At 72.4% G+C, this 10,653-nt stretch carries 10 protein-coding genes; 4 read left to right on the top strand and 6 right to left on the bottom strand.

Features of this window, described 5'->3' with window-relative positions; genetic code table 11:
- Nucleotides 1–2 precede the first annotated feature (2 nt).
- Nucleotides 3–2,033: a molybdopterin-dependent oxidoreductase gene (locus tag BJP25_RS23180; RefSeq protein WP_075977122.1), complete on the top strand. Its 2,031-nt coding sequence runs from the start codon at nucleotides 3–5 to the stop codon at nucleotides 2,031–2,033.
- 70 nt (nucleotides 2,034–2,103) lie between these two features.
- Here the strand turns inward: BJP25_RS23180 and BJP25_RS33640 are convergent, their stop codons facing one another.
- Nucleotides 2,104–2,928 (bottom strand): SDR family NAD(P)-dependent oxidoreductase, encoded by an 825-nt coding sequence (locus BJP25_RS33640; RefSeq protein WP_075977123.1) that lies wholly within the window; start codon nucleotides 2,926–2,928, stop codon nucleotides 2,104–2,106.
- Nucleotides 2,929–3,285: 357 nt separating this feature from the next.
- Here BJP25_RS33640 and BJP25_RS33645 point away from each other — a divergent pair, with 357 nt between their 5' ends.
- Both BJP25_RS33645 and BJP25_RS23195 read left to right on the top strand, forming a co-directional pair.
- Nucleotides 3,286–3,519 (top strand): hypothetical protein, encoded by a 234-nt coding sequence (locus BJP25_RS33645; RefSeq protein WP_233158224.1) that lies wholly within the window; start codon nucleotides 3,286–3,288, stop codon nucleotides 3,517–3,519.
- A gap of 49 nt (nucleotides 3,520–3,568) precedes the next feature.
- Nucleotides 3,569–4,105, top strand: a complete 537-nt coding sequence (locus BJP25_RS23195; protein WP_143219268.1) for a hypothetical protein — start codon at nucleotides 3,569–3,571, stop codon at nucleotides 4,103–4,105.
- Nucleotides 4,106–4,363: 258 nt separating this feature from the next.
- On the opposite strand, the gene BJP25_RS23200 is transcribed toward BJP25_RS23195, so the two are convergent.
- The 5 genes from BJP25_RS23200 to BJP25_RS23220 form a co-directional block, all read right to left on the bottom strand.
- Complete coding sequence (locus BJP25_RS23200; protein WP_198943608.1) at nucleotides 4,364–5,506, bottom strand: acyl-CoA dehydrogenase family protein; 1,143 nt, start codon at nucleotides 5,504–5,506, stop codon at nucleotides 4,364–4,366.
- Between the two features lie 93 nt (nucleotides 5,507–5,599).
- Nucleotides 5,600–6,091 (bottom strand): 5-(carboxyamino)imidazole ribonucleotide mutase, encoded by a 492-nt coding sequence (purE, locus tag BJP25_RS23205; RefSeq protein ID WP_075977126.1) that lies wholly within the window; start codon nucleotides 6,089–6,091, stop codon nucleotides 5,600–5,602.
- A 175-nt stretch (nucleotides 6,092–6,266) separates the two neighbouring features.
- Nucleotides 6,267–7,451 carry a 5-(carboxyamino)imidazole ribonucleotide synthase gene (locus BJP25_RS23210; RefSeq protein ID WP_075977127.1) on the bottom strand — a complete coding sequence of 395 codons (1,185 nt, stop codon included), beginning with the start codon at nucleotides 7,449–7,451 and terminating at the stop codon, nucleotides 6,267–6,269.
- A 12-nt stretch (nucleotides 7,452–7,463) separates the two neighbouring features.
- Nucleotides 7,464–8,654 (bottom strand): glycosyltransferase 87 family protein, encoded by a 1,191-nt coding sequence (locus BJP25_RS23215; RefSeq protein WP_233158225.1) that lies wholly within the window; start codon nucleotides 8,652–8,654, stop codon nucleotides 7,464–7,466.
- Nucleotides 8,655–8,764: 110 nt separating this feature from the next.
- A complete protein-coding gene (locus BJP25_RS23220) occupies nucleotides 8,765–9,517 on the bottom strand; it encodes a GGDEF domain-containing protein (RefSeq protein ID WP_143219269.1) in 753 nt (250 codons plus the stop codon).
- A 148-nt stretch (nucleotides 9,518–9,665) separates the two neighbouring features.
- Here BJP25_RS23220 and BJP25_RS23225 point away from each other — a divergent pair.
- A partial coding sequence (locus tag BJP25_RS23225; RefSeq protein WP_143219315.1) for a sigma-70 family RNA polymerase sigma factor occupies nucleotides 9,666–10,653 on the top strand: 988 nt, incomplete at its 3' end.

A 10,653-nucleotide genomic window follows, 5' to 3' on the forward strand; every position in this document is an offset into this window, starting at 1 on the left:
GGATGGCGTCCACCCGGTTGATCACCTGCAACCTCTGCGAAGCGTGCTGCGGCCTCCAGGTCGAGGTCGAGCAGGACCGGGTCACCTCGGTCTCCGGTGACCCCCGCGACCCCCTGTCGCGGGGGCACCTGTGCCCGAAGGGCGTGGCGATCGGCGACGTCCACGCCGACGGCAAGCGCTTGCGCACCCCCGTGCGCAAGACCGCGACCGGCTGGCAGGAGATCGGCTGGGACGCCGCGCTGGACGAGGTGGCGACCCGGCTCGCCGACGCCCGCGAGCGGCACGGGCGCAACTCCGTGGCCGTCTACCTGGGCAACCCCACCGCGCACAGCCTGGGCGCGCTCACCCACGGCACGGCGTTCTTCGGGATGCTGCGCACCCGCAACCGGTACTCCGCCACCAGCGTCGACCAGCTGCCGCACCACCTCGCCGCCTACCTGCTCTACGGCCACCAGCTGCTGCTGCCCATCCCGGACATCGACCGCACGGACCACTTCCTGCTCGTCGGCGGCAACCCGCTGGTGTCCAACGGCAGCCTGATGACCGTCCCGGACTTCGCGAACCGGCGCAAGGAGCTGCGCGCACGCGGCGGGAAGTTCGTCGTGCTCGACCCGCGCCGCACGGAGACGGCGAAGGTGGCCGACGAGCACCACTTCGTGCGGCCGGGCACCGACGCGGCGCTGCTGCTCGCCCTGGTGCGCACGGTGCTGCACGAGGGGCTGGCGACCCCGCCGCCGTACGTGGACGGGGTGGCCGAGCTGACCGAGGCCGTCGCCGGGTTCACCCCCGAGTGGGCGGCGCCGATCACCGGCGTCGACGCGGGCACGATCGAGCGGTTGGCCCGGGAGTTCGCCACCGCCGAGCGCGCGGTGGCGCACGGCCGCACCGGGGTGTCGATGCAGCGGCACGGCGCGGTGTGCCAGTGGGCGGTGCAGGTGCTCAACGCCATCACCGGCAACCTGGACCGGCCCGGCGGCGCGCTGGCGACCCGGCCCGCGGTGGACATCCTGAAGATGGTGGGCCCCGGGCACTTCGGCGTGTGGCGCAGCCGGGTGCGGGGGCTGCCGGAGTTCGCCGGTGAGCTGCCGGTGTCGGTGCTCGCGGAGGAGATCGAGACCCCCGGCGAGGGCCAGGTCAAGGCCGCGGTCGTGCACGCGGGCAACCCCGTGCTGTCCACACCGGACGGCAAGCGGCTGGCGAAGGCGTTGGGGCAGCTGGACTTCCTCGTCGCGATCGACATCAAGGTGACCGAGACCAGCGAGCACGCGGACATCGTCCTGCCACCGACGACGCTGCTGGAGCGCGACCACTACGACCTGATCTTCCACGCCCTCGCCGTGCGCGACACCGCCCGCTACAGCCCGCCCGCCATCGCCAAACCCGCCGACGCCCGCCACGACTGGGAGATCTTCCGCGACCTGGGCCTGCGCTACGCCAAGCGGGTCAAGACCCCGCTGGCCACCAGGCTGCGCCTGCGGCTGCGCCCGACGGTGCTGCTCGACCTGCTGCTGCGCGTCGGCCCGCACAAGCTGACCCTGCGCAAGCTGCGCAAGAACCCCAGCGGCGTCGACCTCGGCCCGCTCGCGCCGTCGTTCCCGCACCGCCTGCGCACCAAGGACAAGCGCGTGCAGATCGCGCCGGAGATGATGCTCGACGCGCTGGCGGCCGTGCGGGACATGACCGCCGAGGACGGGCTGCTGCTCATCGGGCGGCGCCACCTGCGCGCCAACAACTCGTGGATGAACGACGTCGCCCGCCTGACCCGCGGCCGCCCCCGCCACCACCTGCTCATGCACCCGAAGGACTTGGCGGACAACGGGTTGGTGGACGGCGCGGACGTGCTCGTGCGCTCCGCGGTGGGCTCGGTGCGGGTGCCGGTCACCGCGTCCGAGGACGTCATGCCGGGCGTGGTCAGCCTGCCCCACGGCTACCGGGGCACCAGCGCCAACGACCTCACCGACCCCGCGGTGGTCGACGAGGTGTCCGGCAACGCGGTGCTCAACGGCGTACCGGTCCACGTCACGCCGGTCTAGGCGGCGCCCGCCGAACCCTCCCACCGGCACCCGACCGCCGCGTTCACGGCCGGGTGCCCGTGGGAGCGAGTCACTTGCCCCTGGTGAGGGTGCGCTTGGTGCCGCGCAGCACGAGCGGCTGGTAGAGCGAGCCCAGCAGCCGGGGCAGCGCGTCGAGCAGGTAGGCGTCCGGCCCGACGAGCACCCGGGCCTTGTTCTTCTTGACCCCGCTGAGGATGACCTGCGCGGCCTTCTCCGGGCTGGTCATCGCCACCTGGTCGATGGACTTGGCGAAGGCCTTGGCGTCGGCGGGGTTGGACACCCGCCCGTTCTTGGAGATGTTCGTCTTGATGCCGCCGGGGTGCACGCACGTCACCTCGACCCCGGTGCGCTCGACCACCATCTCCTGCCGGAACGCCTCGGTGAACCCCCGCACGGCGAACTTCGCGGCGTTGTAGGCGCTCTGCGTCGGCACCCCGATGAACCCGAACACGCTGGAGGTGTTCACCACGTGCCCGCCCCCGCGCGCGATGAGGTGCGGCAGGAACGCCCTGGTCCCGTGCACGACCCCCCAGAAGTCGATGTCCATGATCCACTTCAGGTCCTCGTCCGACATCTCCCGGACGCTGCCCTTCATCGCCACCCCGGCGTTGTTGAACACCACGTCCACCCCGCCGAAGTCGGCCACCACCTGCTCGGCGTGCGCGTAGATCGCGTCCCGGTCGGCCACGTCCAGCTTGTAGGCCCGCACCCGGTCCCCGGCACCGGCCTTGTCCACCGTCTCCTTCAGCCCCGCCTCATCGATGTCCGACGCGGCAACCGAGGCCCCCTCCTTGAGCAGGCCGAACACCAGCTCCCGCCCGATCCCGGACCCCGCGCCGGTCACCACGGCCACCTTGCCAGCGAATGACTTCACCGCATCCTCCACGCGAGAGCTGATATCTACTCCCGCGTAACTTACTCTTGGTAGGGTCCCCGGGCAACCGCCCCGGCCCGCCGGGATGAGACAGGGCCGTCGCGTCGCAGCCGCCGTGGGCGCAGCAAAGTTCTGAACGCACCGCGCGCAGCCGATACTGAGCAAGGTTGTCGACCACCTGGCAAGCGACGTCGAGGCGTACGTGCAACGCGGCTCCCGTTCGAGCAACGCATCGCTACTGGATGTGCGCGTTGTGCGGCGAAACCTGAACCGAACGAGTCTTACAACGGTGTAGTTCAGATCGGATGACGGTTCATGCGGTATGTATTGTCGGTGGGGTCCGGCACGATGGACCACATGGAGACCGAGGAGGCAGCGATGGCGCACGCGACAGCACACTCCGTCGGCGTGGTCCAGATGACCGACGAGCAGGCGTCGGCGATGCTGGACCGGGCAGCCCGCAAGTACATGGGCATCAGTGGTGCCGAGTTCACCCGGAGGGTCGAGTCCGGGGAATGGCAAGACCGAGGGTACGACGAGGTCGAGGGGCTTGCTGAGGTGTGGGCGTACTATCTGCCCAACCAAGACTGACGACATCGAGGGGGAGCGGGCCATGCCAGGCCACACACCGCAGGAGGCGGTGGAGAACTTCCTCGAACCACTGCGTGACGCGGTAGCGGTTCTCGACGGTTACACCCAACTGTTCGTTCAGCCGCGAGGCCCCTATCGCAAGGGCGTGCGCTTCGCCTGGCATCTCAATGAAGACCGCGGCGCCCGCTTGGGTGACGTCGGCGTGTTCTACGCCAGCATGAAATTCGAGATCATCGACGCCGATCCGGCGCGACACGAAGCTCCTCTGCGCGTGACGACCAAAGAGTACAACTACTGCCTCGAAGGTCCGGACGGCAAAGACCTGTGGCGGTTTCACTGGCACCCCGACAGCAAGGTCAGTCACGAGCGCGGGCCGCACATGCACACGCCGCCCACGTACAGGGAGCACTGGCCCACACCTCGCATGACCTTGGAGAAGGCCGTTCTGTGGTGCGTTCGCGCGGGTGCGCCGCTGTCGTGCACCCTGGAAGAGGCGGAGCGAACACTAGCCCTCACGGAGGGACAGCACGTCTTGTGGCGGGGATGGAGCAACCACCCCGAAGAACGACGGTTGCAGTCGACTTAGCTCGATACACCATTGCGGCAATCGAGCATCTTTGCTGTCGCGCATTCAGCCGCGCCCGCGCCAGCACCGCGGTCCACCCTGAACCACCGCTGATTCATCCCCGCCCTGGCAGACCTGCACGTGCCTAGCGCCGCAACAAGCGCAATCAACACGAATTGCTTTTCGGGACGACCATCGCACCACAGAAGCCATTGGCCCCTGCGCAACCACACACCGATCTAAGCACGATGGTGACGCGCAGGGGCCGAATGACAGGCCCTAGCGGAGCAGCTGGCGGGCCATGACCATGCGCTGGATCTGGTTGGTGCCCTCGTAGATCTGGGTGATCTTGGCGTCGCGCATCATGCGCTCGACGGGGAAGTCGCGGGTGTAGCCCGCGCCGCCGAAGAGCTGGACGGCGTCGGTGGTGACCTGCATGGCGGTGTCGGAGGCGAAGGTCTTGGCCGCCGAGGAGGCGAAGGAGGCGTCGGGTTCGCCGCGCTCGACCTTGGCGGCGGCGGCGTAGACCAGGTGGCGGGCGGCCTCGATCTTCATGGCCATGTCCGCGAGCATGAACTGCACGCCCTGGAAGGTGCCGATGGCCTTGCCGAACTGCTTGCGGTCCTTGACGTAGGCCACGGTCGCGTCCAGGGCGCCCTGGGCGATGCCGAGGGCCTGGGCGCCGATGGAGTGGCGGGTGTGGTCGAGGGTGCGGAAGGCCAGCCGCAGGCCCTGGCCGGGCTCGCCGATGATGCGGTGCTCCGGGATGGTGCAGTTCTCGAAGTAGATCTCCCGGGTCGGGGAGCCCTTGATGCCGAGCTTGCGCTCCTTCGGGCCCACGGAGAAGCCGGGGTCGTCCTTGTGCACGATGAACGCCGAGATGCCGTCGGCGGGCTTGGCCGCGTCCGGGTCGGTCACGGCCATGACCGTGTACCAGCTGGAGATGCCCGCGTTGGTGATCCAGCACTTGGTGCCGTTGATCACCCAGTGGTCGCCGTCGCGGCGCGCCTTGGTGCGCATCGAGGCGGTGTCCGAGCCCGCCTCGCGCTCGGAGAGGGCGTAGGAGGCCATCTCGCCGCCCGCGGCGATGGTGGGCAGCACCTCCTTCTTCAGCTCCTCGGAGCCGCCGAGCACCAGGTTCATCGTGCCCAGCTTGTTGACCGCCGGGATCAGCGAGGAGGTCGCGCAGACCCGGGCGATCTCCTCGATGACGATGTTGCCCGCGATCGAGTCCGCGCCCTGGCCGTCGTAGGCCTCGGGGATGTGCGGGGCGTTGAAGCCCGCCTTGTTCAGCGCGGCCAGCGCCTCGTCCGGGTAGCGCTCCTGCTCGTCCACCTCGGTGGCGTACGGGGCGATCTCCTTCTCCGCGAGGTCGCGGACGGCCTCGCGCAGTGCGTTGTGCTCGTCGCCGAGCCGGTACAGGTCGAAGCCCGCGTCCACCGCGCCACCTCCAGGGTTGTCCAGGAACCGGATGACATGTTACCGGCCGGTACCCCCCGGCGCCCTAGAGCCGCGTCACAACGACGCGCGCAGGGCCGCGTCCTTCTCGAGCACCATCGTCTCCAGCCCGGCGGCGAACTCCGCGAGCTTGGCGCGCAGGCCCTCGTCGGAGGCCGCCAGGATCCGCACCGCGAGCAGCCCGGCGTTGCGCGCGCCGCCCACCGACACCGTGGCGACGGGGATGCCCGCGGGCATCTGCACGATCGACAGCAGCGAGTCGAGCCCGTCGAGGTGCTTGAGCGGCACCGGCACGCCCACCACCGGCAGCACGGTCGCCGAGGCCACCATGCCGGGCAGGTGCGCGGCGCCGCCCGCCCCGGCGATGACCACCCGCAGGCCCCGCGACTCCGCCGTCGCCGCGTAGTCGAGCATCCGGCGCGGGGTGCGGTGCGCCGACACCACGCTCACCTCGTGCTCGACGCCGAACTCCGCCAGCGCCTCGGCGGCCAGCCGCATGACCGGCCAGTCCGAGTCGCTGCCCATGATGAGGCCTACCTGCGGTGCCACGATTCGCTCCTTCGCGTCGCACGGGTGCGGACCCGCCCGTCCCCGCCCGAGCCGGGGCGGGACGTGGGGGCTGGACAAGTGTCCCAACGAGCCCACCCACCCCGCCGCACGTCCCCGCACCAGCCGGGGACGGTGCCGGGCGGGGACGTGGGGGCGGGTGGCGGGAGGAAATGTCTCAGTGAATTGAGTAGCCGTCGGTCCACTCAGCCGTGGAGAGCCAGTGGGCGGCGAGGCGGGCGCGGTGGCGCAGGTCGTCGAGGTCGTCGCCGAGGAAGGTGACGTGGCCGACCTTGCGGCCGGGGCGCTCGGCCTTGCCGTAGAAGTGGGGGTTCGCGTCGCGGTAGCGGGCGAACAGGTGGTGCAGGCGCTCGTCGACGCCCATCTCCGGCGCCTGGTCGGCGCCGAGCACGTTCGCCATCACCGTCCAGCGGGCGACCGTGGCGGTGGCGCCGAGCGGGTAGTCCAGGACGGCGCGCACGTGCTGCTGGAACTGCGAGGTGCGCGAGCCCTCGATGGTCCAGTGCCCGGAGTTGTGCGGGCGCATCGCCAGTTCGTTGATGACCAGGCCGTCGCCGGTGTCGAACAGCTCGACGGCCATCACGCCCACCACGCCGAGCTCGTGGGCGATGCGCAGGGCCATGTCCTGCGCGGCCTCGGCCTCGTCCTCGGACAGCCCCGGGGCGGGGGCGATGGTCTCCACGCAGATGCCGTCGACCTGCACCGTCTCCACCACCGGCCAGCACCCGCCCTGGCCGAACGGGGAGCGGGCCACCATCACCGCCAGCTCGCGGCGCATGTCGACCATGGCCTCCACCAGCAGCGGCGTGCCTGCGGCGAGCAGGTCGGGCACCAGCGCGCGGGCCTCGTCGGCGGAGCCGACCACCCACACCCCGCGGCCGTCGTAGCCGCCGCGCGCGGCCTTGAGCACGCTGGGCCAGCCGTGCTCGTCGCCGAAGCGCACGAGGTCGTCGGCGGAGGTGACCTCGGCGTAGGCGGGCACGGGCAGCCCGAGGGCGCCGAGCCGCCTGCGCATCACCAGCTTGTCCTGGGCGTGCACCAGGGCCTCGGACCCCGGCCGCACCGTGACCCCCTCGGCCTCCAGGGCGCGCAGGTGCTCGGTGGGGACGTGCTCGTGGTCGAAGGTGACCACGTCGACGCCCTCGGCGAAGGCGCGCAGGGCGTCGAGGTCGGTGTGGTGGCCGAGGCTGACCTCGGGGGCCACCAGCGGCGCGGGCTCGTCCGCCGACACCGCGAGCACGTGCAGCGACTGGCCGAGCGCGACGGCGGCCTGGTGCGTCATCCGCGCCAGCTGCCCGCCGCCGACCATCCCGACCACGGGGAAACCGGTGCGTGGGTCCACGAGCCCAGGACTCTACCCAGCCGCCCCGGCGGGCTCCCGACGCGCCCGCACGGCCCTGACCAGCAGTGTCAACCCCACCACAGCGGGTACGAGCAGGTAAGCGCTGCCGATCGCGTACTCCCACGGCGTCCACTCGAACTCGACGAACTCCTGGGCGTGCCCGTTGCGCATGAAGATCAGCACGCAGCTGGCGAACACCGCGGCCACCAGCGCGGGCGCCCACGCGTCGCGCGGGGACCGCACGCGCCCGAGCAGGAGCACCAGCAGCGGCACCGCCCACACCCAGTGGTGCGACCAGGACACGGGGCTGATGAGCAGCCCGAAGAACGCGGACACGAGCAGCGCGGGCAGTGCGGGCGACCGGCGCACGAGCAGCGCGCACGGCACCACGAGCACCAGCGCGACCACGGCGACGGCCACCTCGGACCACTCGGCACCGTCGAACAGCCGCAGCACCAACCCGTTCAGCGACTGGTTGCCCGCCCAGTACACGGGCCCGACGCGGTCGGGGTCCTGCACCGCGCTGCCCCAGTAGTCCACGACGTCTTGGCGCGCCACCAGGAACATCAGCAGCTGCAACCCCAGGAACACCCCCACCGCGCGCGCCGCGTCCGCCCAGCGCTTGAGCAGCAGCAGGTGCCCGACGAAGACGAGCGGGGTCAGCTTCACCGCGGCGGCCACGCCGACGAGCACCCCGCCCGCCCTGCTGCCGCGCGCGCCGAGCACGAGGACGTCCACGACGACCAGCGCCATCAGCACGAGGTTGATCTGGCCCAAAGCGACGGACCGCCACACCGGTTCCAATACGAGGAAGGCGATCCCCAGGCCCGCCAACGCCTTCCACGACCCCATCCACTGTGGACGGGACGGCAGGGCGTCGACGCACACCTTCACGACCACGGCGAGCGCGAGCAGGCTGAGCGCGCCGAGCAGGCCCCACGCGACCTGCGTGGGCACCAGCGCCATGGGGACGAAGAAGAGCGCGGCCGTGGGCGGGTAGGTGAAGGGCAGCCCGGCCCAGTCCGGCTCGGCCGCCAACGACATCCGCGCGTACAGCGGTTCACCGTGCAGGAGCGCCGCGCCGCCCGCGCGGTAGACGGCACTGTCCACCCCGAGGTGCGCCCCCGCGAGCCACCCCGCGACCCCCAGCACGACGCACACCGCGGGCGCGACCCACACCCACCACCGACCCCGCTCAGCCACTCTCACAGCAAACCACGCCGCTGAAATCCAGCCGACACGCCCAACGATTCACGTGAAACTTCTGTGAGCGACCACTCGACAGTGTGATGACTATCGAACACGCGTTCGACTCACGCGCGGGAAACGGCCTTCAGCAGACCCGCCACACCCGGCAGCACCAGCGGCAGCCGTTCCACCCGCACCGACACGGGCACGCCGCTGAGCGCGTCCTCGCGGGAGAACCGGTCGAGCGCGCCCGCCCGCACCGCCGCCACCCGCGCGGACAGCCCGGCGTCCCGCTCCACCAGCGCCGCGCACACCGACGGCCCCAGCACCGCCAGCGTCTCCCCGCGGTCGAACACCACGTGCAGGGTCTCGGCGAGCAGGACCTGCGCCGCCAGCCGCGGCCAGCCCACCACCCCGGACAGGTCGGCCGCCGCGAGCAGCAGCACGTGCGTCGCGGACGGGCACCCACCCCGGTGCCGCGAGCGCCGGTAGACCTCAGCGAGCCGCCGGTGCAGGTAGGCGGCGGTGGACAGGCCGGTCAGCGGGTCGACCGGGTCGGTGCGCGGCGTGCCCGCGACCTCCGCCCAGCCCTCCGCGGCCGCCCGCAGCCAGGCCGCGGGCAGCGCGTCGGCGTCGGCGGCGACCAGGTCGTCCGGCAGCGCCATCGCCGCGTGCAGGGCGGCCACGTCGTCCAGCACCTCGGGCAGGCCCGCGCCGGACCGGGCCCGCGCCCCGCCCAGGGCGCCCAGCGCGGGCAGCAGGTCGCCGTCCGCCGCCGCGCACACGGCGTCGACCTCGGGCAGCGACCAGTCGCTCGGGAAGCGCCAGCCCGCGGCGGCGCTGGCGGCCCGCCAGCGGTCGCGCAGGGGCAGCGGCACGGGTCTGGCTCTCTCGGGGGGTAGCACGGCAGTGGGACGCCCGGACGGGGGAACCGTGACGCGACACCCGCCCGTCACTCCTTCGGGGCTGGTCAGGGGCCTGGCGCGCGGGCGTGCGACACACTGGTGGGCGGGCGAAGGGGGAGCAGTGGTCGACGGGGACGCCGAGCTGATCGCGGCGGTTCGGCAGGGGCGCACGGCCTGCTACGGGCAGCTCTACGAGCGGCACGTCGGCGCCGCGCGCGGCCTGGCCCGCCAGCTCTCCCGCTCCCCCGCCGAGGCCGACGACCTGGTGTCCGAGGCGTTCGCCAAGGTGCTCGACGTGCTGCGCCACGGGGGCGGGCCGGACACCGCGTTCCGCGCGTACCTGCTCACCGCGCTGCGCAACACCGCCTACGACCGCACCCGCCGCGACCGCAGGGTCGAGCTCACCGAGGACGTGTCGCTGGCCGGGGGCGTGCGGCAGGAGGCGGTGGCGGTGCCGTTCACCGACACCGCCGTGGCGGGCCTGGAGCGCTCGCTGGCCGCCCGCGCGTTCGCCGCGCTGCCCGAGCGGTGGCAGACCGTGCTCTGGCACACCGAGGTCGAGGGGCAGGGCCCGGCCGAGGTGGCGCCGCTGCTCGGGCTCACGCCCAACGGCGTGTCCGCCCTGGCCTACCGGGCACGCGAGGGGCTGCGGCAGGCGTACCTGCAGGTGCACCTGGCCGAGGCGCCCGACCGGCGCTGCCACGCCACCGCCGAGCGGCTGGGCGCCTGGGTGCGCGGGGGGCTGTCGCGGCGGGAGACCGCGCAGGTGGAGGCGCACCTGGACGAGTGCGCGCGGTGCCGGGCGCTGGCCGCTGAGCTGACCGAGGTCAACGGCAGCCTGCGCGCGGTGATCGCACCGTTGGTGCTGGGCCCCGCCGCCGCGCTGTACCTGGCGGGCACCCTCGGCGGCGGCGCGGCCGTGGGCACGGCGGTGGCCTCCACCGCGGGTGCCGCGGGGTCGGCGGCGGGGTCGGCGGCGGGGTCGGCGGCGGGGTCGGCGGCGGGGTCGGCGGCGGGGTCGGCGGTGCGGCAGGTCGCCGTGGCGGGCGTGTCCGGTGCTGCGGTCGTGGCGGCGGTCGTCGCCGGGCTCGTCACGGGCCCGGCAGGCC

Origin of the sequence: Actinokineospora bangkokensis (assembly GCF_001940455.1) — a bacterium.
Taxonomy (GTDB): Bacteria; Actinomycetota; Actinomycetes; order Mycobacteriales; family Pseudonocardiaceae; genus Actinokineospora; species Actinokineospora bangkokensis.